Annotated in this window: 19 protein-coding genes; 11 read left to right on the top strand and 8 right to left on the bottom strand. The window is 67.0% G+C overall.

All coding sequences use genetic code 11. From position 1 onward, the window contains the following. Positions 1 to 121 precede the first annotated feature (121 nt). From secB to AC3EDY_RS02790, 4 genes are all read left to right on the top strand, one after another. A complete protein-coding gene (secB, locus tag AC3EDY_RS02805; protein ID WP_488570948.1) occupies positions 122 to 649 on the top strand; it encodes a protein-export chaperone SecB in 528 nt (175 codons plus the stop codon). Positions 650 to 683: 34 nt separating this feature from the next. Beyond that, complete coding sequence (murJ, locus tag AC3EDY_RS02800; protein WP_488570947.1) at positions 684 to 2,270, top strand: murein biosynthesis integral membrane protein MurJ; 1,587 nt, start codon at positions 684 to 686, stop codon at positions 2,268 to 2,270. A 13-nt stretch (positions 2,271 to 2,283) separates the two neighbouring features. Next, entirely contained in the window at positions 2,284 to 3,300 is a 1,017-nt protein-coding gene (gene trpS, locus AC3EDY_RS02795; protein ID WP_488570946.1) for a tryptophan--tRNA ligase, read from the top strand. A 198-nt stretch (positions 3,301 to 3,498) separates the two neighbouring features. After that, the gene (locus AC3EDY_RS02790) at positions 3,499 to 4,176 is read left to right on the top strand and encodes a DUF4136 domain-containing protein (RefSeq protein WP_488570945.1); all 678 of its coding nucleotides are present in this window, start codon (positions 3,499 to 3,501) and stop codon (positions 4,174 to 4,176) included. A gap of 149 nt (positions 4,177 to 4,325) precedes the next feature. On the opposite strand, the gene AC3EDY_RS02785 is transcribed toward AC3EDY_RS02790, so the two are convergent. From AC3EDY_RS02785 to AC3EDY_RS02770, 4 genes are all read right to left on the bottom strand, one after another. Next, the gene (locus AC3EDY_RS02785; protein ID WP_488570944.1) at positions 4,326 to 5,228 is read right to left on the bottom strand and encodes a LysR substrate-binding domain-containing protein; all 903 of its coding nucleotides are present in this window, start codon (positions 5,226 to 5,228) and stop codon (positions 4,326 to 4,328) included. Between the two features lie 513 nt (positions 5,229 to 5,741). Then, entirely contained in the window at positions 5,742 to 6,590 is an 849-nt protein-coding gene (locus AC3EDY_RS02780) for a metallophosphoesterase family protein (RefSeq protein ID WP_488570943.1), read from the bottom strand. A 56-nt stretch (positions 6,591 to 6,646) separates the two neighbouring features. Continuing rightward, complete coding sequence (locus AC3EDY_RS02775) at positions 6,647 to 7,501, bottom strand: diacylglycerol kinase family protein (protein ID WP_488570942.1); 855 nt, start codon at positions 7,499 to 7,501, stop codon at positions 6,647 to 6,649. 66 nt (positions 7,502 to 7,567) lie between these two features. After that, positions 7,568 to 7,834, bottom strand: a complete 267-nt coding sequence (locus AC3EDY_RS02770) for a hypothetical protein (RefSeq protein WP_488570941.1) — start codon at positions 7,832 to 7,834, stop codon at positions 7,568 to 7,570. A gap of 358 nt (positions 7,835 to 8,192) precedes the next feature. On the opposite strand from AC3EDY_RS02770, the gene AC3EDY_RS02765 reads away from it, so the two are divergent. Continuing rightward, positions 8,193 to 8,573, top strand: a complete 381-nt coding sequence (locus AC3EDY_RS02765; protein WP_488570940.1) for a UrcA family protein — start codon at positions 8,193 to 8,195, stop codon at positions 8,571 to 8,573. 164 nt (positions 8,574 to 8,737) lie between these two features. Here the strand turns inward: AC3EDY_RS02765 and AC3EDY_RS02760 are convergent, their stop codons facing one another. Continuing rightward, positions 8,738 to 9,229, bottom strand: coding sequence for a winged helix-turn-helix transcriptional regulator (locus tag AC3EDY_RS02760; RefSeq protein WP_488570939.1), 492 nt, complete (start codon positions 9,227 to 9,229; stop codon positions 8,738 to 8,740). 173 nt (positions 9,230 to 9,402) lie between these two features. Here AC3EDY_RS02760 and msrB point away from each other — a divergent pair, with 173 nt between their 5' ends. The 3 genes from msrB (at position 9,403) to AC3EDY_RS02745 (ending at position 12,522) form a co-directional block, all read left to right on the top strand. Next, positions 9,403 to 9,801, top strand: a complete 399-nt coding sequence (msrB, locus tag AC3EDY_RS02755) for a peptide-methionine (R)-S-oxide reductase MsrB (protein ID WP_488570938.1) — start codon at positions 9,403 to 9,405, stop codon at positions 9,799 to 9,801. A gap of 141 nt (positions 9,802 to 9,942) precedes the next feature. Next, complete coding sequence (locus AC3EDY_RS02750) at positions 9,943 to 12,162, top strand: transglycosylase domain-containing protein (RefSeq protein WP_488570937.1); 2,220 nt, start codon at positions 9,943 to 9,945, stop codon at positions 12,160 to 12,162. A gap of 132 nt (positions 12,163 to 12,294) precedes the next feature. Beyond that, positions 12,295 to 12,522, top strand: coding sequence for a hypothetical protein (locus AC3EDY_RS02745; RefSeq protein ID WP_488570936.1), 228 nt, complete (start codon positions 12,295 to 12,297; stop codon positions 12,520 to 12,522). A 90-nt stretch (positions 12,523 to 12,612) separates the two neighbouring features. Here AC3EDY_RS02745 and AC3EDY_RS02740 read toward each other — a convergent pair whose 3' ends face one another. The 3 genes from AC3EDY_RS02740 to hflK form a co-directional block, all read right to left on the bottom strand. Next, positions 12,613 to 14,163: a Do family serine endopeptidase gene (locus tag AC3EDY_RS02740; protein ID WP_488570935.1), complete on the bottom strand. Its 1,551-nt coding sequence runs from the start codon at positions 14,161 to 14,163 to the stop codon at positions 12,613 to 12,615. A 118-nt stretch (positions 14,164 to 14,281) separates the two neighbouring features. Further along, positions 14,282 to 15,124 (bottom strand): protease modulator HflC, encoded by an 843-nt coding sequence (gene hflC / locus AC3EDY_RS02735; RefSeq protein ID WP_488570934.1) that lies wholly within the window; start codon positions 15,122 to 15,124, stop codon positions 14,282 to 14,284. Then, positions 15,124 to 16,365, bottom strand: a complete 1,242-nt coding sequence (gene hflK, locus AC3EDY_RS02730) for a protease modulator HflK (RefSeq protein ID WP_488570933.1) — start codon at positions 16,363 to 16,365, stop codon at positions 15,124 to 15,126. The genes hflC and hflK overlap by 1 nt, the downstream gene beginning before the upstream one ends. A gap of 250 nt (positions 16,366 to 16,615) precedes the next feature. Between hflK and AC3EDY_RS02725 the strand changes: the two genes are divergently transcribed. Genes AC3EDY_RS02725 through hemH form a run of 3 tightly spaced genes read left to right on the top strand, consistent with a single transcriptional unit; the run spans position 16,616 to position 20,989 of the window. Further along, positions 16,616 to 17,584: an Mrp/NBP35 family ATP-binding protein gene (locus AC3EDY_RS02725; RefSeq protein ID WP_488570932.1), complete on the top strand. Its 969-nt coding sequence runs from the start codon at positions 16,616 to 16,618 to the stop codon at positions 17,582 to 17,584. A gap of 10 nt (positions 17,585 to 17,594) precedes the next feature. Next, positions 17,595 to 19,925: a molybdopterin cofactor-binding domain-containing protein gene (locus AC3EDY_RS02720; RefSeq protein WP_488570931.1), complete on the top strand. Its 2,331-nt coding sequence runs from the start codon at positions 17,595 to 17,597 to the stop codon at positions 19,923 to 19,925. Next, entirely contained in the window at positions 19,925 to 20,989 is a 1,065-nt protein-coding gene (gene hemH / locus AC3EDY_RS02715) for a ferrochelatase (RefSeq protein ID WP_488570930.1), read from the top strand. The genes AC3EDY_RS02720 and hemH overlap by 1 nt, the downstream gene beginning before the upstream one ends. Positions 20,990 to 21,022 lie beyond the last annotated feature (33 nt).

Raw genomic sequence — 21,022 nt, 5'->3', positions numbered from 1 at the left:
GCATGCCGCTGCCGCTGCAGTCGGTTGCCCGTCGATGCGCACAATGCTAGGCGCCGGGGCCTAGGCGCCGGGCACGTCGATACGGCGCCCGCGCGCCCCACCCGAACGAAAGCATGCGACCATGGCCGACGAAGGCAACATCATCAGCAACCTTTCCCTCGACAGCGGTGAAGGCACGCCGGCCAACGGCGAAGACAATTCGCCCGCGATCGGCTTGATTTCGCAATATATCAAGGACCTCTCGGTCGAGAACCCCAACGCCCCGGAAAGCTATCAATGGACCGAGGCGCCCGAAATCCACGTCGATTTCAATATCGCCGCGCGCAATCTGGCGCCCGAGGTTCACGAGATCGAACTGAAAATCAACGTGACGTCCAAGGGCGCGCAAGGCACCGCGTTCATCGTCGAACTGGCCTATGGCGCGCTGATCGGCATGCGCAACGTGACCGACGAGCAGGCCCATCCATTCCTCTTCGCCGAAGGCCCGCGCCTGGTCTTCCCCTTTGCCCGGCGCATCGTGGCCGACGCCGTGCGCGATGCCGGCTATCCGCCGCTGCTGCTCGATCCGATCGATTTCAACGGGCTCTATCTGGCCCAACTGGAGCAGGCGCAGCAGACGGCCACGGCCGAACCGGCGGGTCACGCCTGATTCGTCGATTCGCCCGGTCGCCCAGGGAGAGCGCATGAACCTTTTCAAGGCGACCGGCACTATCGGTGGCCTGACTTTGGCCAGCCGCGTGCTCGGCCTGGTCCGTGACAGCCTGTTTGCCCGCTATGTGGGCGCAGGCTTCGCGTCGGACGCGTTCCTGATCGCGTTCCGTCTGCCCAACATGTTCCGCGCGCTGTTTGCCGAAGGGGCTTTTTCCTCGGCTTTCATTCCGATGTTCAACAGGAAGGTGGCCGATCCGCAGGGGCGCGGCCTGCCCGATGGCCTGCGCTTTGCCGAAGAAGCTCTCGCGGTTCTGCTCCCGGTGCTGATCGTGATGACGGTGGTGCTGGAAGTGCTGGCCTGGCCGGTCACTCTGCTGCTGTCCGGCGGGTTCAACGGCATTTCGGCGCAACAGTTCGCCTTTGCCGTCTCGCTTTCGCGAATGACCATCCCCTATCTGATGCTGATCAGCCTGGTTTCGCTGTTCGGCGGGATACTCAATTCGCTGAACAAGTTCTGGGTCAACGCCGCGGCGCCGATCCTTCTGAATCTTACGCTGATCGCCGCGCTGCTGGGCTTTCACAGTGCCGATCCGCTGGTGACGGCCCGCAACCAGGCGATCGCGGTCTCGGTTTCGGGCGCGCTGCAACTGGCCTGGCTGGCCTGGGCCTGCCGCCGCAACGGGGTGAGCCTGAAACTCCGGCGGCCGCGCCTCGATCCCGAGGTCAGGACGCTGATCGGGCTGATCTGGCCGGCGGCCGCCGGCGCCGGCGCGGTGCAGATCAACCTGGTGATATCCACCGCCCTTGCCGCAAAGCTGCTGACCCATGGCAGCGTGACCTATATCTACATGGCGGATCGCCTCAACCAGTTGCCGCTGGGGCTGATCGGCATCGGCCTTGGCACCGTGCTGCTGCCGACGATCTCGCGCCAGCTGGGTGCGGGTGAAGACGCGGCAGCGCAGGAAACACAGAACCGCGGCATGGAACTGGCCCTGCTGCTGACTCTCCCGGCCACCATGGCGCTGGTGCTGTGCGGCGAACCGATTGCCGCGGCATTGTTCGGCTATGGCCGCTATACCGCCACCGATACTCATTTCACCGCGCAGGCACTGGCGGCCTTTTCGATCGGCCTGCCCAGCTATATCCTGGTCAAAGTGCTGACGCCGGGTTTTTATGCGCGGCACGATACCAAGACCCCGGTACGCTATGCCATGATTTCTATGGCGGTGAACCTGGCGGGCAACCTGCTGCTGATCGTGCCGTTGCAGCATATGGGCCCGCCGCTCGCCACCGCGATCGCCTCTACCGTCAATGTCGTCATGCTCTATCACACGCTGCGCAAGCGTGGCCATTTCACGCCCGATGCCCGGTTGAAGCGGCGTGCACCGCGCCTGGCGCTGGCGGCGCTGGCCATGGGGCTGGTCTTGTGGGCCGGGCAGGGCCTGCTCATGCCCTATGTGCACGGTGCCTGGGCGATGCGGATCGCGGCGCTAGCCGTGCTGGTCATCGCCGGCGTCGTCGTTTATGGCCTCGCCACCCTCGTCATGGGGGCATTCACGCGCGCGGATCTGGCATTGCTGACCCGCCGCCGCAAACCGGCATCGGCCAACGACTCTTAAGGCAAGGCGTTTCATGCGTATCGTTTCCGGCATTCAGCCCACCGGCAATCTTCATCTCGGCAATTATCTGGGGGCGATTCGCAACTGGGTGACGATGCAGGACGAATGGACCGGCAAAGGCGCCACCTGCCTTTACTTCCTGGCCGATCTCCATGCCATTTCGATGCCGCACGATCCCGCGCAACTTTCGGCCAACACGCGCGAGATGGTTGCCGCGCTGGTTTCCTGCGGGATCGATCCCGACCGTTCGATCCTGTTCAACCAGGCGCAGATCCCGGCCCATGCCGAATTGCAGTGGCTGCTCAACGGCACGGCGCGGATGGGCTGGCTTAACCGGATGACGCAGTGGAAGGACAAGGCCGGCAAGAATCGCGAGGGCGCCTCGGTGGCCCTGTTCGGCTACCCGGTTCTGCAGGCCGCCGACGTGCTGCTGTACCAGGCCACCCATGTGCCCGTGGGCGAGGATCAGAAACAGCACCTGGAACTGGCGCGCGACATCGCGCAGAAATTCAACAACGATTTCGCCAGCGCGGATGCGCCGGTCTTCACGTTGCCCGATCCGATTGTCCCGCCCGAAGCGGCGCGCATCATGAGCCTGCGCGACGGCACCGCCAAGATGAGCAAGTCCGATCCTTCCGACATGAGCCGGATCAACCTGGTCGACGATGCCGATACCATCATGCAGAAGGTGAAGAAGGCGCGGACCGATCCCGAGCCGCTGCCGGGCGAGCCGCAGGGGCTTGAAGGCCGGCCCGAGGCGCGCAATCTGGTCGGCATCTATGCCACCATGTCCGGCACCGATGCCGGCAGCGTTCTGGCCCAGTTCGGCGGACAGGGCTTTGGTCAGTTCAAATCTGCCCTGGGCGATCTGCTGGTCGACAAACTGGCGCCGATGGCCGCACGCTATCGCGAACTGCGCGATGACCGCGAGTCGCTCGACGCGATCCTGGCGCGCGGCGCCGACAAGGCCCGTGCCCTGGCGGCGCCGACTCTGAATGCGGCCTATGCCGCGCTTGGCCTGGTGCGCTGAACACGCCTTGCCGGGCACGCGCGGCAAACGCCCCGTGCGCACTTTGGTGCAGAGGTCAGGATTGCGGAGCATTTCATGGCGCCGGGCGTTGGTCATTCAATCTCCGTTCAGCCCCTCGCAGCCATCGTTTCGTCGTGCTAAATGCATGTCCGGCGCCGGCGAGTGGGGACCACCGGTGCGCATAAGGAGTCGAAATAAATGACCAAGATGCTTCGGGCTGGCCGACTTGCCCTGCTGGCTGCTCCCCTCGTTCTGGCGCTGTCGGGTTGCGCCACGAACTTTCGAGCCGACGTATCCCGTTTCCAGCGCGAATTGCCGGCGCCCGCGGGACAGACATTCGCCGTCGTGGCGGAAGACCCGCGCGACAACGGTGGTCTGGAATTCGCGCAGTATGCCGGCGTGGTGGCCGCGCGGATGGCCAAGCTGGGCTATGTCCAGGGCGATCCGCAGACTTCGGACCTTGTCGTGAAATTCAGCTTTGGCGTCGACCGCGGACGCCAGCACCTGCGTTCGGTCGGTGGCTTTGGCCCCGGATGGGGCGGCGGCTGGGGCGGCTGGGGCGGCTGGGGCGCCGGCGGATTTGGTCATCCAGGCTTCTGGGGCGGCCGCGGCTGGGGCTTTGGCTGGTATGATCCGTTCTGGGGCCCGGGCTTCGGCGGGGTCGATACGATCACGATGTACACCAGCGGCATCGATCTGAAGATCGAACGACGCAGCGACGGCAAGCGCGTGTTCGAAGGACGGGCCGAAGCCGCTTCGACCTCGAACCGCCTCCCATACCTCGTGCCCAACCTGGTCGATGCGATGTTTACCGATTTCCCCGGCCACAATGGGGAAACGGTGCGCATTTCGGTGGCACCCGAAAAGAAGAAGTGACTGCGCCCCTGATTGCCACCGCGTGGCATGTCATCTGACGAAGCCCCCGCCTGGCAGCAGGCGGGGGTTTTCGTAGGAACGCGCCGTTGCATCGCGCCGGGCGGCCACCGGCGTGCTTGCCGAAGCGGCGCCGGCACCGATGCCGGATGTTATGCCAGCAAAGTTTCGGCATTTTCGCGGATGCGGGCCGAGAGCGCGCGATAGTCGGCCGCGTTGGCCGATCTTGCGCGCCAGGCGGCGACGATCGCGCGGCTGCATTGCCAGTTCCGCACTGGCAGGCGCACAACCAGCGCATCACCGCCGACTTCCGAACGCAGATAGATTTCGGGCAGGATGGCAAGGCCCACGCCGCTGCCCACCATCTGGTGAATGCTGTCCAGACTGGTGCCTTCGTAATCGCGCAGCAGTTCCGCCCCCAGCTCGGCGCAGGTGCGCTGGACGAGCTGGTGATAATGATGACGATGATCGAGCGTGAGAAAGCGCTCTCCGGCCAGATCGCGGCGATCGAGAGGCGGCGCCCCGGCCAGCCGGTGGTTACGCGAGGCGACGATGCTCATCGGCTCCTCGAACAGCGGCATGACTTCCAGATCCTCGCCGATCACCGGCGCGGGACCGACCATCAGATCGAGCCGGCCCGACGACAGGTCGCGCGCCTGATCGGCGGGAATGCCCTCGCGGATATAAAAGCGCAGGTTGGGCAGATCGGCCGTGAGTGCGCCGATGAGAGCCGGCATCAGATAGGGGCCGAGCGTGGGCGTGATGCCGAAGCGGATAATGCCCGAAAGCTGCTTGGAGGAACGGGCGGCCACGGTGCGGATATCGCGGATTTCGATCATCACCCGCTTGGCCCGCTCGACGATCTCGCGCCCGATCGGGGTCAGTTCCACATTGGATGCCGTGCGATCGATCAGCACAGCGCCAAGGCGGTCTTCCAGCGCGCGCAACTGATGGCTGAGCGTGGGTTGCGAGATGTTGCAGATCTGGGCGGCGCGGCCGAAGTGTCGATGCTCGGCAACGGCGAGGAAATATTCGAGCTGGCGAACGGTGGGCATGCGGTTCTCGATAGAAAATTTCTATTGGTTTTTGTCCCTTCTTTCGATTGGACGCAAGCGGGTTCCTTTGGCACCAAGGCTGGGCAAGAAACGAGAGGATGCCCCACCGATGGCCGATCCCCGACAGTTTGCCAGAGGATGTCCCCCCTCTTGCGCAGAACGGCGGCCATCGTCTCTCGCCTTGCCGGGGCGGCGCGCTTCGGTTTGCGCCGCCCCCACCAGTTTCGAACGCGCTGCGCGCCATCTTGTCGCGTTTTCCGGGCGCGCAGCACGCCACGGCCTGATACGGCCCGCTTCCGGAAGCGGTGTGCCGAGGGACGTGGAGCACTGGCGGTACGAGGTGGCTTGCCTGCCGCGACGTGCCGCCAGACCAATTCGGACCATCGTGTCCAGATCGCCGCCGCACGGCGCCCGCGACACCGCTTTGCCCACCGTTGCTTCCACTGTTGCTTCCACCGAGGCAGCGGTGTCGGCGCGGTCGGGCGCGTTCGCCAGACGCGCGCTTTCGCGGCCTTAATGAACCGGCGGATCGACCGGTGGAACAGCGGCAACCGGGGCGACCGGTTCGCCGGGCTGGCGCGGGGGCAAGGCGTTTTCGGGCACGTCCGCGATCAGCATTGCGGGGGTGGGAACGGCTTCCAGATTGCGCACGGTGAGAGCGATGTCGCCATCCTGCAGCAGGAGATCGTTGAAGCTGGGCGGGGTGGACCGGGTGCGCAGCGACAGCGTGCCGGCGCCGATCATGCGCACCGGGCCGTTCGGCGTCGGGTAAACGAGATCGAACGCATCGTGCACGTGGCCCGACAGCACGGCAAGCACGCCGCGGCGGGCGAGTTCGGCCAGAGCGCGGCCGCCGTGGCGGGTCATCGCATTGCCGCGCGTGCCGGCTTCGACCAAGGGATGATGGCAGGTCACCAGCGCGCGCTTGCCGGGGTGCAGCGCGTCTATCCGCGCCAGACAATCAGCCAGCGCCTTGCGGCCGACATGGCCCTTGGACCAGTTGAAACGCCACTGCGCACGGGCCGTGGTCTTGAGCGGCACGATCGCGACGTCGGGCAGATCGAGCGGGCGCTCCAGCAGGTTCTCGATCGCGCGAAAGCGGCGATAGGGCGTGAAAAACCGCTCGGCCAGATTGAAGTAGGGCAGGTCGTGATTGCCTACCTCCACTGTCACCGGCACATCGAGCGCGCTGATCCAGCGGCAGGCGGCGGCAAATTCATGATGCCGGGCGCGCATCGTCAGATCGCCGGTGATCGCCACGGCATCGGGCCGTTCGCGCGCCACGCAATCGACCAGCCATGCAAGAGCGCCGGGATCTTCAAGGCCGAAGTGAATGTCGCTGATATGAAAGATACGCGTCATGCCGGGCGGATCCCTTGGGGGCGGTCGTATGGCCTTTCCCGCGCATCCGCGCGTGGTCAAGAGGGCGCGGGCATGCTGGCCAGAAATTCGACCGGAAGCGTGATGCAGCGAAACGTTTCGCGCAGGGTTCCGTCGCGGCGCTCGCCGTCGATCATCAGGGCGATCGGCTTGGCGCTGGTGCAGACGACGACGTCGGCCTGGCCAAGTTCGTCATGCGGACCCTGGCGGAAATCGCGCTTGACCAGCATCGAGATGCCATGTGCGACGAAATCCGCCCATTCCTGCGCATCGTATCCATCAAGCGTAAGCGTGCCATCGTGCGCGTCGATGCGCACGGCGCGATAACCCTCCCGCTTGCCCAGCGGCGGCTCGCACACGCGGACGGCGGCGCCTTCGGTCGTCGTGCTGCGGACCGCTTCGCCCAGAGCGCTGACAATGGTGGCAAGGTCCATGTCGCGCACGCCTTCGCGCACGTCGGCCCAGGTTGCCCCCGGGCCGGCCAGAACTTCGACCAGGGCATTGCCCGCCGAGGTTTCCACCGCACGGCGGCGGGTGCGGCGCAGGTCACCCGCGGCAAGGCGCCTGACGATGGTTGCCGCATCGACATCGCCGTGCAACGCCTTGGCCAGAAGATTCTGCGTGCCGCCGGGCAGAACCAGCACTGCGCCGGCCCAGTCATGCAGCAGAGCGACCTGGGCATTGACCGTGCCATCGCCGGTAAAGATCGCCAGAGCGCCGACACCGGCCGCTTCGAGTGCGGCGCGGGTGGGCAGGGAATCGGTCGGCAGGCGCAGAACTCGCGAGGGCGCATGGCCGCCTTCGGTCAGCGCGGTGACGAGCGCGGCCACGGCAGCGTCTGAATTGCTGCCGCTGGCCGGGTTGACGACGAGCCAGAGGGGAACGGTGGTCATGGGCAAGGAATCCTCCCTAGGCGCCAATGCGCAGCCCCTAGCGACAGTTCCCGCCGTTCCCGCGGGTCAGACCCGGCCGGTGAGGATCAGCCAGGCGGAAAAGCCGTTCATCATGCTGTAGAGGCCATAGCCGATCGCGCCCCAGGCCCAGCCTTGCGCGGCCAGCAGCAGGCCGGCCAGCAGCATCATGTATTCGATCAACAGCGAAAAACGCTGGTTCATCATCTTGAGCACCGGCGGCAACTGGCGCAGCAGCGGATGGTTGCACGCCATCACCGCGCGGTTGAGCGCGAAATTGACGATGCCCAGCACGAAGATGATCGCCACGACCATGGCGGGTCACTGCACCGGCGCAGCGCCCAGGGCAAAGGTTTTGCTGCGCAACGAGGCACCCTTGCCGACGAAACGACAGCATGCCGGCGCGGGGTGCCGTGCCGGCTTTGCCGAGCCCTCTCGTTTGCCCCTCTCGTCTGACTCTGTCGTCTGCCGATGGCATTTGACCGTTCGTCGGGGACAGGCGGCCCTTGTCGGTGGAACGCGGTGCCTTGTCGAGCTGGCCGTGCGCAAGGGCCAAGCGCGTCATACACCATCGGCATATCCCAGGGTCGGAATGGTCCGGCGGCGCTGCCGCCACCAGGCTCTGCTCTTTTGATCCCGTGTTCTTGTTCCACCACGCAAAAGGATTAGACCGATGTTCGCACCCGCCCCCGTCCCCACCCTTGCCTTGCGCCCGATGCTCATCTCACTCGCGGCCACTGCCATGCTTGCCGCCAGCGGCACGGCGGCTTCGGCCAAGGCCGCGCCCGATCGGTCATCGGGCAGGGCTACCGAAATCGGCATGACGGTTACCCGCGTGCCGGTGGCCATTGGCGATCTGGATCTCTCCTCGGTTTCCGGCCGGTCCGCGGCGGACCGCCGCCTGCGCACCGCTGCGCGCCAGGCCTGTGCCATCGGCGCCGGCCGCGTGACGACCGAAGAAGCCCAGGATCAACGCCTCTGCTTCGACGCCGCCTTGCGCCAGGCCAGAATGCAACTCGCGCTGGCGCATCAGCAGGTCCTTGCCAGCCGTTGATTGCCAGACTGCGTAATGATCGCTGGACGCATTGAGCCGAGCGAAACCGTTCTGCCTGCATTCATCCAGCAGGGTTCAACAAGAGACTTGCCGCACGCGCAGTCCCCCGTGCGGTTAGCGGGGCAGGGTCGCCGTTTCCACCGGCGACCCTGCCCCGAAAACGTTCAGACCGTCTCTGTCTCCGTGACCGGGACGTGCGCGGCGATCTCTTCCCGCCGGCGCCAGATCAGGTCGGACGGGCCGAGCAGCCGGCCATCGTGCGCGCGCAGGGCGATCGGGGCAATGGGCTGGCCATCGCGGGCATCGCACAGCACCGGATTGCACGACACGCCCTTGCCCCATTTTTCGCCCCATTGGCGCAGCGCCAACATCGCCGGCAGCAGATCGAAGCCCCGCGGGGTGAGCCGGTATTCGACGCGTCGACGATCGTCGCAACAGGGAATGCGGGCCAGAATGTCGTGATCCACCAGCCGCGACAGGCGGTTGGACAGGATGTTGCGGGCAATGCCCAGTTCGCTCAGGAACGCCTCGAAATGCGACGTGCCGTTGAATGCGGCGCGCAGGATCATGAACGACCAGCGTTCGCCCATCACCTCCAACGCTGCGGGAAGGGTGCACTGGGCAACATCGGCCGGGGGATTTTGCAGGTTTTCCATCACAAAGCCGTCATAGCGCATTTTTCAAACGATGTGGGAAGGAAAGAACGAACCGGGCACGCGCAATGTTCCGCGGCAGGCCCATTGCTAGGCCACGGCGTCGCATCCATATTGGCGCGACGGCGTGGCGGTTTTGCGCAGCGCAACGTCTGCGCCGCAAGGAGATCCCATCGATGACCGACAAGCTGACCCTGACCGAAGCGGAATGGCGCGAGCGGCTGACCCCTGAACAGTATCACGTCCTGCGCCAGGCCGGGACCGAGCGGGCCTTCACCGGCAAGTACGACAAGAACAAGGCGCGCGGCGACTATACCTGCGCCGGCTGCGGCCAACCGCTGTTCACCTCGGCCGCCAAGTTCGACAGTGGATGCGGCTGGCCCAGCTTCACTCGCCCGGTGGAGGAAACCGCGGTGGAGGAACTGCGCGACACCTCGCACGGGATGATCCGTACCGAAGTGCGCTGCGCCCGCTGCGAGGGGCACTTGGGCCACGTTTTCCCCGACGGACCGGCGCCGACGGGCCTGCGCTATTGCATGAACTCTGCCGCGCTCGACTTCACGCCGGAGGAATGATCGGTTAGGGAGCGGGTCCTGAAAGCCGCGCGCGGGGTTGCCGTCTTCATTAACCCTGCGTTACGGATCGCCCGTGCAAGGGCGGCCAAAGGCTCGCAATAACGCGCATTTCGGCGCTTTCGAGGAAACCGGTAACCACTGATGGCCAGACGGGACGTGCCCCGCCGCGGAAAAGACGGCGAAGACCCCGCGCGGCGTAGCCGCGCCCCTTCCACGCTGGGGCGCTGGTTGCGCCGGCTGGTGATATGGGGGGCCGGCCTGGTGCTGCTGATGGGCCTGGGCCTGGCCGGCGCGGTGCTGGTGACGGCGCGTTCGCTGCCGAGCTATGACCGGCTTAAATCCAGCCAGGCCGGCCAGATGATCGTCGTGCGCGCCAACGACGGTTCGGAAATCGTCACGCTCGGGCCCAGTTACGGCAGGTGGATTCCTTACAACCGCATACCACAGCCGATGAAGGATGCACTGGTATCGGTGGAAGACCGCCGCTTTCGCGAACATTGGGGCATCGATCCGGTGGGCATCGTCCGCTCGCTGATGGTGCGGGCGCAAAGCGGCCACTGGCGGCAGGGCGGTTCGACCATCACCCAGCAACTGGCCCGCAACATCTTTCTCAACAACAGCCGCACGTTCGATCGCAAGATCCGCGAGGCGATCCTGTCGATGGCCCTGGAAAGCAAGTTTTCCAAGAACGAGATTCTCGAGCTTTATCTCAACAAGGTCTATTTCGGCGGCGGCGCCTATGGCGTGGATTCGGCCGCGCGCAAGTTCTTCGGCCATTCGGGCGAAGAGCTTTCGCTGGGCGAGGCGGCGATCATCGCCGGTCTGGTCAAGGCGCCGTCGCACTATTCCCCCACAGCCGATGCGCAGGCCGCGGTGGACCGCGCCAAGGTGGTGCTGGAAACCATGGTCGATGCGGGAACCCTGACCCCGTCGGAGGCGGCGGCGGTGGACCTCAAGGCCATTCATCTGGCGGCCGAGCAGGGGCAGAATTCGGCTCGCTACTTTACCGACTGGGTGCTGCCGCAGCTTGACGTCCTGGTGCCCGACAACGATCAGCCGATCGAGGTCTGGACCACGCTCGATCCGGCGGCCCAGCGCGCTGCCACCGATGCCATCGCCAGCCAGGTGCCCAAGGGCGCCCAGGGCGCGCTGGTCAGCCTGGATCGTGACGGGGCGGTGCTGGCCATGGTGGGCGGCACGGATTACGTGACATCCAACTATAACCGCGCGACCAATGCGGTGCGCCAGCCCGGCTCGGCGTGGAAGCTGTTTGTCTATCTCGCTGCGCTGGAGCGCGGCTATCGCCCGGAAGACCGGGTGGTTGACGAGCCGGTGACGATCGACGGGTGGAGCCCGCGCAATTCCGGCGGCACTTATGCCGGGCAGATCGACGTGCGCACGGCTTTCGCCTATTCCAAGAACACCGTGGCGGCCCAGCTGGGCAACGAAGTGGGCTTTGGCGCCGTGGCCAACATGGCCCGCCGCTTTGGCATAACCACGCCGATCAACACCATGCCGTCGATGGTGCTGGGCACCAGCGACGTGCGGGTGATCGACATGGTACGCGCCTTTGCCTCGGTGGAAGCCAAGGGCCGGCTGGTGACGCCCTATGGCATTCGCAAAGTGACCACGACCGACGGCGAAGTGCTGTACAGCCATCGCCCCGAAGCGCAGGCGCAGCTGGTACCCGATTACGTCGCCGCCCAGATCACCGATCTGTTGCAGACCGCCGTGAACATCGGCACTGGCCGCGCCGCGCAGATCGGCCGCCCGGTGGCCGGCAAGACCGGCACCACCAGTTCCAACAAGGATGGCTGGTTCCTGGGCTTTTCCAGCGGCGTCACCACCGGCGTGTGGATGGGGCGCGACGATGCCCGTCCGGTGCCCGGGCTTCAGGGGGGCACGGCACCGGCGCGGGCCTTTGCCCAATACATGCGCGTGGCCACGGCCAAGCGGCCGGTCGAACAGTTCGACAATCAGCTCAAGCTGCCCGAATGGCAGCTCGAACCCGATGACGAGGCGCTGCTCAACAATCCCAACGATTATTACTATACCGACGAGAACGGGAATACCGTGAACCGCCAGCAGGGCGATGGTCTGGAAGACGCCCGCGGCGCACCCGGAGCTCCGCAGGGCCGTGCACCCGACGATGCCGTTCCCGTCGACCAGGATGGCCTGGGCAACGGCCCCGCTGCCCCGGCACGGCAGGCCCCCCGCAACGCTCAGCCGGCCGTCAGCGACGACTTGCTCGACCGGGCCACGGGCCGCGCCCGCACCGCGCCGCGCCCGGTGCAGCCGGGGGCAAAGCCTTCGCCCCGGCCGCCGGCAGACCGCCGTGCGCAGGATCTGCAGGAATATTGAAAGCAGCCCCGCCGATGAAAATGGCGCGGGCGCGAACCATTTGCACGCTTGCTCGTTTCCAGCAGGTGACCGGCGGCCGTTCCGGCTGCCGGGCTTGAAGAACGAGGAACTGGAAAAATGGGCATTTTGCGCTTGGCCGCCGCGACGGCGGCCGGATACGTGATCTACCGCGCCGTGCAGAAAAAGAACGAGCGGGACGAGCCCGCCGCCTTTGCCACGGGCGATGCACCGGGCGAGAATTTCTCTAAAGTCCGTTCGGCCGGCGAAGACGGCATGCGTTCGAAGTCTCCCAAGTGGGACAAGCAGGACGACGTGGTGGACGAAAGCTTTCCCGCGAGCGACCCGGCTGCCACGTATTGACGCCGTGCCCGCACAACGGAAAAGGCCGGCGCCCGATGGGCACCGGCCTTTTTTCCATGGATCCGCGCGTGTTTTACGCGGCGCCGGAAATCAGCGCAGGCGGACGGGCAGATAGATCGGCGGCTGGCCCGCGCGCTGTACCAGCAACAGCAGCGCTTCGCGGTTGCTCTGCTTGAACTGGCGCACGATGGCTTCCAGCTCGGCCAGAGTCGTGATGGCGCGATAGTCTGCCGACAAAATGATGTCGCGGCGCTGCAGTCCCTTGACCCCGGCATCAGACGAACTGTCGACACCCGTGATCACCAGGCCGCGGGTCGTTTCGCTGACGCCCAGCTGCCGCGCGATCTGCGGAGTCAACGGCACGGCCGCCAGCCCAAGCGATTTCTGGATCAGGCCGCCGGCCGGCGCCTGGCGCTGCGGCGGTTGGTTGTCGTTGCCGTCGCCAAACCCGTTGTCGTCCTGCTGATCGGGGTCGAACGCCTGGCTGGCCAGCTCCTCGTCGCTCGGACGCTTGCCCACCAGTGCATTGACCGTCATCGGCCGGCCATTGCGCACCAGGTCGATCGCCACGCTTTTGCCCGGCGGAGTGTTGGCCACGATGAACGACAGCGTCTGGTCAGGCTTGACTTCCTTGCCGTCAACGCGAACGACCACGTCGCCCGCCTGAAGACCGGCCTTGGCCGCACCACCACCCGGTTCGACCGACTGGACGAATTCGCCGCGGTTCTTGGGCAGGCCGAGCGAAGCGGCAAGATCGTCGGTGACCGGCTGGATGCGCACGCCCAGATAGCCCCGTTCGATCGCCTGACCGTTCTTGAGCTTCTCGACGATCGGCGCCGCGATTTCGGCCGGAATGGCAAAGCCGATGCCGACGCTGCCGCCAGTGGGCGAGAAAATCGCGTTGTTGATGCCGATCACGTTGCCGGCCATGTCGAACATCGGGCCGCCCGAGTTGCCCCGGTTGATCGAGGCATCGGTCTGCAGATAGCGGTCATAGGCGCTGCCCGACCCGGTGGCGCGATAGACGGCCGAAATGATGCCCTGGGTCACCGTGCCGCCCAGACCGAAGGGATTGCCGATGGCAATCACCCAGTCGCCCACCCGCGCGCGCCGCGAATCGCCGAACTTGACAAAGGGGAAGGGCCGAGGCGCCGAAATCTTGAGCACGGCCAGATCGGAGGCGGCATCCTTGCCGATCAGCTTGGCAGGGTATTCGGTGCCATCCGGCGTGGTGACCGAAATCGATTCCACTTCACCCTGGCCATCGGCGGTGATCACGTGGTTGTTGGTGACGACATAGCCATCGGCCGAAATGATGAAGCCCGAACCCAGCGACTGCGCCTCGCGCGTGCCGCCGCCGCCGCCTTGGCCGCCACCGAACAGATCGCCGAACGGGGTCCCGGCAAAAGGATTGTTGTTCTGGACCTTGACGCGTTGCCGCGTGGAAATGTTGACCACGGCCGGCTGCAACTGGGCCGTCAGATCGGCAAAGCTGGCGGGCGCGCCCTGACGCGGGGTGATGGCCTGGATCTGCGAACTGTCGTTCTGCGCTACCTGGGCGCCGGCGGGAAATCCCGTTGCCAGCGTGAGCGCGCTGCCGGCGAGAAGCAGCGCCGAAGTCACTCCATAAGCGTATCGCACGAGGGTTGGTCCTTTATTCGCTTGTTGCTTGACGCAGATGTGGGGAAATTGTGCCCGTTCCGAGAGTGCCGTTTCACGCTTCGTCGCATGAACGGACTTTGAATGGAACAGTTTCCCGCTATTCGCCCTTGAACCGCTTCAGATAGCGATTGTCTGGCGAAAGGATGACGCTGGTATTGCTGTCTTTTCGGGTAAACGTGTAATCATAGCTCTGCATGGCGCGGTAAAAATCATAGAAGTCCGGGTCCTTGCCGAAGCTTGCGGCATAGATGCGTGCCGCTTCCGCCTCGGCCTGGGCGCGGATGATCTGCGCGTTCTTCTGGCCCTGGGCCTGGATGGTGGCCGCCTCCTGCGCGCGGGCGGTGGCCATGCGGGCGAAGGCCGATTCCAGCGGCGTGCCGTCGGGCAGATCGGCGCGCTTGATCCGCACGTCGATCACCTGCGCGCCATATTCGCGCGCCTGGCGGTCGAGCCCCTCGCGGATGCGGGCCATCGCCTGGCCGCGCTCGGGCGTGAGCAGCGAGGCGAACGTGCGCTTGCCCAGTTCCTGGCGCAGCACCGAATTGAGAATGGGCTGAAGCTGCTGCGCCACGCGGTCCACCGATCCGGCGGTTTCGTACATGCGGATCGGGTCGATCACCCGGAAGCGGGCATAGGCATCGACCTCCAGCCGCCGCTGATCGAGCGAAGTGACCTGCTGGCTTTCCATGTCCACGTCGAGCACGCGACGATCGATGCGCACGGCCTGTTCGACGAACGGCAGCCGCCAGACCAGCCCCGCGCCCGAATGGCCGAAATCGGCATTGGGGGCAAAGCGGTTGACCACGCGCATCGGCTGGCCCAGCCGCACGATCACCACCTGCTGCGTTTCGGGCACCACGATCACGCAGGAAAGCAGCGCAACGATCGCCACGACCAGGGCGATCAGCAGGCGCTTGTCATGAAGGAAGCGCTCGGGCATCAGCGTTGCTCCCCCTGGCGGGTGCTATCGGGCAGGCTGCTGCGCAGCGCCGGCAGCGGCAGATAGGGCACGGTGCCCGGTGCCTCGACGATCACCTTGTCGGTCTGCGCCAGGACGCGCTCCATCGTTTCGTAATACATCCGCCGCTTGGTCACGTCCGGGGCCAGCTTGTACTGCTCGTACACCTTATCGAAGGCGGCGGCCTCGCCCTGGGCAGTGGCCAGTTTCTTCTGGGCCCAGCCCTGCGCCTCGTTCACGTCACCCTGCGCTTTCTGCTGGGCGGCGAGAACGGCCTTGAACGCATCGACCACTTTTGCCGGGGGATCGATCTTGGTGATCTCGACCCCCTGAATCTTGACGCCCGAACGATAGGCATCGAGCACGCGCTGCATGCGTTCGCGCACGCTCTGTTCCACCATGGCGCGACCCGTGCCCATTGCCTCGTTGAAATTCACTTCGGCAACGGTGGCGCGCATCGCGGCTTCGGCCACTTCGCGCACGGTCTGGTCGGGATCGGCGAGCTGAAAAGTATAGAGCTTGAGATCCTTGATGTTCCAGCGCACCAGGTAATTGAGATTGACCAGGTTCTGGTCGCTGGTCAGCATCAGGCGCTCGCCATCGCCCTCGGGTATGGTTTCGCGCTGGATCGACGTGACATCGCGCGTCTGCACCGACTGGATCGGCCAGGGCAGGGTAAAGGAAACGCCCGGGCCGAGCGTGCGGGAATAGGCGCCGAACGTGGTGACGACGCCTTGTTCCTGCGGCGCCAGGCGATGCATGGACGATCCGCCCAGCCATAGCAGGGCAACGGCGGCGACGCCCAGCGGCCACCATGACTTGCCGTCCGGGCGGGGCGGAAGGCGCCAGTTTGGGGCGCGACCACCGAGCAAGGGACTGCCGCCCCTGCCGCCGCCCAGACCGCCGCTGCCATTGCCGCCTCCGCCGGGCCTGCCGGCGCGGGCGCGAAAGATGTCTTCGATGCTGGGCGGGCGGCGCCCGTCGCTTCCGGGTGGCAACCAGGGGTTGCGCGGACCGTCGGATCTGGGCCGGTTGCCGGGGGTCGGCGGCTTTGCTCCATCGCTGCCGGACGCGTCTGCTCCCGAAGAATCGGACCCGGGCGCATCCGCCGAAGAGTCGCCCGGCGCCGCGCCGTCGCCGCTTTCCGCCGGTGTAGCGCCATCCTCGTGGCCAGCGCGGCCGTCCCCGTCGTTCCGGCCCCAAGGGCTCTTGCGGTCGGTCATGACCGGGTTTCCGAAAAAGGCGCCAGAGCGCGCAGGGCCAATCCACCAAAAGCAATCATGTTCGATGTTATAGGAAGCGATTGCGCGAAAAACAGTGTCTCGTTCCCAAAATTCGTCTGCCAGGCGGCGTGGACCAATTGCGCAGCCTCGCAAGGGCAACCGTGGCGTTGCGGAATCCGTCCGCGCCGCCTAGGGCATTCGGGCGGCGCCCGCCGGGCCTGGCGGCGGCGCAAGGGACTGGACAAAAGCAGTGACGATCGACGAAGCGGCCGTGCGCCGGGCCATTGCCGATGCCGTGGGCACCGCGCGGCTCCACGCGCTGCGCATAACCGGCACCAGCGGGACGGCGGTGATCGATGCCGGCGGGCTTGACGCCGATGCGCGCGGCGCGCTGGAACGGGCCGCCCGCGATGCCGCCGCCGCCGCCGGCCTTGCCGAACTGCGCGTGGCGCTGACGGCGGAAAAGCGGATGCGCCGGATCCTGGCGGTGGGATCGGGCAAAGGGGGCGTGGGCAAATCCACGCTGTCGGCCAATCTGGCCGTGGCCATGGCCCGGCAGGGGCGCAAGGTGGGCCTGGTCGATGCCGATATCTATGGTCCGTCGCAGCCGCGCCTGCTGGCAACCGAAGGGCGCAAGCCCGAATCCCGCGACAAGACCATGATTCCCGTGCCCAGCCCCTGGGGCGTCCCGATGCTGTCGATGGGGCACCTGGTGCAGCCCGGCCAGGCCATTGCCTGGCGCGGCCCGATGGCCGGCAGCGCGCTGGGCCAGCTGATCGATGCCGATTGGGGCGACGCGGAAATCCTGGTGGTGGATCTGCCGCCCGGCACGGGCGACGTGCAGCTGACCATGCTGCAAAAGCACAAGCCGACAGGCGCGGTGATCGTTTCGACGCCGCAGGATCTCGCCTTGATCGATGCCACCCGCGCGATCAGCCTGTTCGATCAGGGCAAAGTGCCGGTGCTGGGCCTTGTGGAGAACATGGCGGGCTATCTCTGCCCCCATTGCGGCCAGGTGAGCGACCCGTTCGGCCACGGCGGGGCGGAACGGACGGCCCGGGAAATGGGCATTCCGTTTCTGGGCCGGGTGCCGCTCGACATCGCGATCCGCCGGCAAAGCGACGCCGGCGAGCCGCCGGCGGCCGGCGAAGGCCCGCAGGCCCAGGCCTTTGCCGCCATCGCGCGCGCCGTGCTGGCGGCGCTGGACCAGACCGCCTGATTCGCGCGCCATGGCCCTGCCGCCCGCTTTGCACGGATTGAAGCCGACCCGGCGCGGCGTGCTGATCGGGGCGGGGGCGGGCGGCGCGCTGATCGCGGCCTTTGCCTTGGTGCCGCGTCACTATGCGCCGCCGCTGGCCGCGGGCAAGGACGGCCGGGTGGTCAACGCCTTTCTCAAGCTGGCGCGCGACGGCACACTGACCGTGGCCGTGCCCGCATGCGAAATGGGCCAGGGGGTGACGACGCTGCTGGCCCAGATCGTGGCGGTGGAACTCGGCGCCGATTGGGCGCAGGTGGCAGTGGAACCCGCGCCGCTGAGCCCGGCCTATGCCGATGCCGTGCTGGCCGCGCATTGGGCGCCGTTGTGGCTGCCGACCTGGCTGCCCGTCCTGCCCGATGTGCTGGCCGATCCGGCCAATGGTCTTACTCGCCTGAAAGCCGAACGGGGGCCGATGATGCTGACCGTCGCGGGGACCGGCCTTGCGGCGTTCGAACAGCCGCTGCGCGAAGCGGCGGCAGCCTTGCGCGCACAGCTGGTGGCCGCCGCCGCCCGGCAGTGGGGCATGGCGGCCGAAGATCTCGACACGCGAGGCCATGCCGTGACGGCGCGCCGCGGCAACCGGCGCCTGCCGTTCGGCCGGCTGGTGGAAGCCGCGCTCGAAAGCGATCCGCCGGCCGATGCGCCATTGCGCGCCGATCCTGCGCGCGAAGCGCCCGGTCGCTTTCCTGCGGGCAGCAGGCCGGCCTATCCCCGGCTGGACGTGCCGGCCAAGGTGGATGGCAGCTTTGTCTTTGCTGCCGACGTGCGCCTGCCGGGCATGGTTCATGCCGCCATTGCCCACGGACCGCAGGGCGATTGCGTGCTGTCGAGCTGGGACGCGCAGGCGGCGGCGCGGGTGCCCGGCTGCCTGGGCGTGGTCCATGCCCGGGGCTGGCTGGCGGCGATCGGCGTGACCTGGCATGCGGCCGACCGCGCGGTGGCCGCGATGGAGCCGCGCTTTCGCCCGCGCGGTGCCGTGGCCGACAGCACGGCCATCGAGACGGCGCTGGACGACGCGCTACGCAAAGGCAAGCCTGGCAGGCGCCTGTGGGCACGGGGCGATCCCACGGCTTTGCTCGAAACGCCGAGCCTTGCGGCCCGATACGATATAGAGCCGGCATTGCACGCGCCGCTCGAACCGGCCAGTTGCACCGCCCGGATCGAGCATGGGCGGCTGGAGCTTTGGCTGGCGACGCAGGCGCCCCAGGCGGCCCGGCGCGAGGCGGCCCGCGCGGCCGGCCTCGCCCAGGCCGATGTCGTTGTCTATCCCCTCGCGGCCGGCGGCAGTTTCGATGCGCGGCTCGACGCGCGGATCGCGGCCGAGGCGGCGGCGCTGGCGCGCGCGACGGGCAAGCCGGTGCAACTCACCTGGTCACGCTGGCAGGAGTCGCTGGCCGGTCTGCCGCGTGCGCCTGTCTCCGCCCTGCTCGAAGCGGGCATGAGCCCCGACAGGCAGATGCTGCTCGGCTGGCGCAGCCGCATCGCCACGCCCGCCAGTTTGCGCGAAACCGCCGCGCGCGCGCTGGACGGTGAAAGCGCGGCCAGCGCGCGCCGCTGGCAGGGCAACGCCGATCCGCTCGCGCTGGAGGGGGCCATGCCGCCCTATGCCATTCCCGAATGCGCTGTGGATCACGTGCCGGTAGCCTTGCCGCTGGCCACGGCGCGGATGCGGGGCGGCGGCGCCGCGATGATGGCGTTCCTCAACGAATGCTTCATCGACGAGTGCGCCCATTTCGGCGGCAACGAGCCGCTTTCGTTCCGCATGGCGATGCTGGGCAGGCAGCCGCGCCTGGCCGCTTGCCTGCAAGGGGTGGCCCGCCTGGCGATGTGGGGGGGCGGGGCCGACGCTTCGGGCCAGGGGATCGCCTGCCACGCCATGACGATCGAGGGGGCGGAGGGGCCGCGCCAGGGCCATATCGCGGTGGTGGCCACGGCGCGCCAGGCCGACGGCGCGATCCGCGTCGACAGGCTGAGCGCCTGCGTCGATATCGGCCGCGTGATCAACATGGATCTGGCGCGGCAACAGATCGAAGGTGGGCTGATTTTCGGCCTGGGCCTGGCGGTGGGCGGCAGCACCGGCTATGCCACCGGGCGGCCGCAGTCCGGGCATTTCAGCCAGCTGGGCCTGCCGGTGCTGGCCGATTGCCCCAAGGTCGATGTTGTCTTTGTCGATAGCAGCGCGCAGCCCTTCGATCCCGGCGATCTGGGGGTTGTCGCGGTGGCCCCGGCCATTGCCAATGCGCTGTTTTCGGCCACCGGGCTGCGCTTGCGCCGCCTGCCGCTCTTGTCTGAAGGCCTGTGATGCCCGCTGTGATAGTCGCTGCCGCCCCGCCCCATGCCTGTCCCGCCCACCTGCCGGCCGATCATCCGCCGGTGGCGACCGGGCGGATCGGCGTGCTGCTGGTGAACCTTGGCACCCCCGATGCGCCGGAACCGGGCGCCGTACGCCGCTATCTGGCGCAGTTCCTGTCAGACCGGCGCGTGGTGGAGCTGCCCGCCGTGCTGTGGCAGCCCATCCTGCGCGGCATCATCCTGCGCGTGCGGCCGCGCAAATCGGCCCACGCCTATGCCCAGGTGTGGGGTCCGGATGGATCGCCTCTGGCGGCGATCACCGCCGGCCAGGCGCGCGCGTTGCAGGCCAGGCTGGGCGATGCGGCGATCGTGCGCCATGCCATGCGCTATCAGAACCCGGCCATGGCCCCCGCGCTCGACGCGCTGCTGGCCGCGGGGTGCGAACGCATCCTGGTGGCGCCGCTCTATCCGCAATATTGTGCCGCCACCACGGCAAGCGCGCTCGATGCCTTGGCCGACTGGGTGAAAGCGCGCCGCCGCCTGCCGGCCTTGCGCACGCTGCCACCCTATCACGACGACGCCATGACGATCGCCGCGCTCCATGCCGATCTGACCCGGCAGATCGCGGATCTGGCCTTCGTGCCCGAGGTGCTCCTGCTGAGCTATCACGGCATGCCCGTGCGCACGCTGCACCGGGGGGATCCCTATCACTGCCACTGCCGCAAGATGTCGCGCCTGCTGGAGGCGGCGCTGGCGCAAAGCCATCCGGGAATGAAAGTGATGACCAGCTTTCAATCGCGTTTCGGCAGCGCCAAGTGGCTTGAGCCGGCAACCGACGCCACGCTGGTGAACCTTGCCCGCGACGGCGTGCGCAAAGTGGCGGTCGCGGCGCCCGGCTTTTCGGCCGATTGCCTGGAAACGCTGGAAGAGCTGGCCTTGCGCGGGCGGGACGATTTCCTGGCGTCCGGCGGCAGCGACTTTGCCGTCCTCTCGTGCCTCAACGTTTCGCCAGCGGGTATCGATCTGCTCGAAGCGCTGATCCGGCGCGAGCTGGCTGGCTGGATAAGGCCATGAGGCACAAACCAGCCGGCATTTGACACGCCGGCC

It is taken from the genome of Novosphingobium sp. DS6-6, assembly GCF_057784975.1.
The sequence above is the reverse complement of the archived record's forward strand: the minus strand, read 5'-3'. Positions and strand labels throughout refer to the sequence as shown.

What these genes read in the sequence shown, in the direction of transcription:
- secB (WP_488570948.1), top strand. Translation starts at nt 122, where the DNA reads ATGGCCGACGAAGGCAACATCATCAGCAACCTTTCCCTCGACAGCGGT.
- murJ (WP_488570947.1), top strand. Translation starts at nt 684, where the DNA reads ATGAACCTTTTCAAGGCGACCGGCACTATCGGTGGCCTGACTTTGGCC.
- trpS (WP_488570946.1), top strand. Translation starts at nt 2,284, where the DNA reads ATGCGTATCGTTTCCGGCATTCAGCCCACCGGCAATCTTCATCTCGGC.
- AC3EDY_RS02790 (WP_488570945.1), top strand. Translation starts at nt 3,499, where the DNA reads ATGACCAAGATGCTTCGGGCTGGCCGACTTGCCCTGCTGGCTGCTCCC.
- AC3EDY_RS02785 (WP_488570944.1), bottom strand. Translation starts at nt 5,228, where the DNA reads ATGCCCACCGTTCGCCAGCTCGAATATTTCCTCGCCGTTGCCGAGCAT.
- AC3EDY_RS02780 (WP_488570943.1), bottom strand. Translation starts at nt 6,590, where the DNA reads ATGACGCGTATCTTTCATATCAGCGACATTCACTTCGGCCTTGAAGAT.
- AC3EDY_RS02775 (WP_488570942.1), bottom strand. Translation starts at nt 7,501, where the DNA reads ATGACCACCGTTCCCCTCTGGCTCGTCGTCAACCCGGCCAGCGGCAGC.
- AC3EDY_RS02770 (WP_488570941.1), bottom strand. Translation starts at nt 7,834, where the DNA reads ATGGTCGTGGCGATCATCTTCGTGCTGGGCATCGTCAATTTCGCGCTC.
- AC3EDY_RS02765 (WP_488570940.1), top strand. Translation starts at nt 8,193, where the DNA reads ATGTTCGCACCCGCCCCCGTCCCCACCCTTGCCTTGCGCCCGATGCTC.
- AC3EDY_RS02760 (WP_488570939.1), bottom strand. Translation starts at nt 9,229, where the DNA reads ATGGAAAACCTGCAAAATCCCCCGGCCGATGTTGCCCAGTGCACCCTT.
- msrB (WP_488570938.1), top strand. Translation starts at nt 9,403, where the DNA reads ATGACCGACAAGCTGACCCTGACCGAAGCGGAATGGCGCGAGCGGCTG.
- AC3EDY_RS02750 (WP_488570937.1), top strand. Translation starts at nt 9,943, where the DNA reads ATGGCCAGACGGGACGTGCCCCGCCGCGGAAAAGACGGCGAAGACCCC.
- hflC (WP_488570934.1), bottom strand. Translation starts at nt 15,124, where the DNA reads ATGCCCGAGCGCTTCCTTCATGACAAGCGCCTGCTGATCGCCCTGGTC.
- hflK (WP_488570933.1), bottom strand. Translation starts at nt 16,365, where the DNA reads ATGACCGACCGCAAGAGCCCTTGGGGCCGGAACGACGGGGACGGCCGC.
- AC3EDY_RS02720 (WP_488570931.1), top strand. Translation starts at nt 17,595, where the DNA reads ATGGCCCTGCCGCCCGCTTTGCACGGATTGAAGCCGACCCGGCGCGGC.
- hemH (WP_488570930.1), top strand. Translation starts at nt 19,925, where the DNA reads ATGCCCGCTGTGATAGTCGCTGCCGCCCCGCCCCATGCCTGTCCCGCC.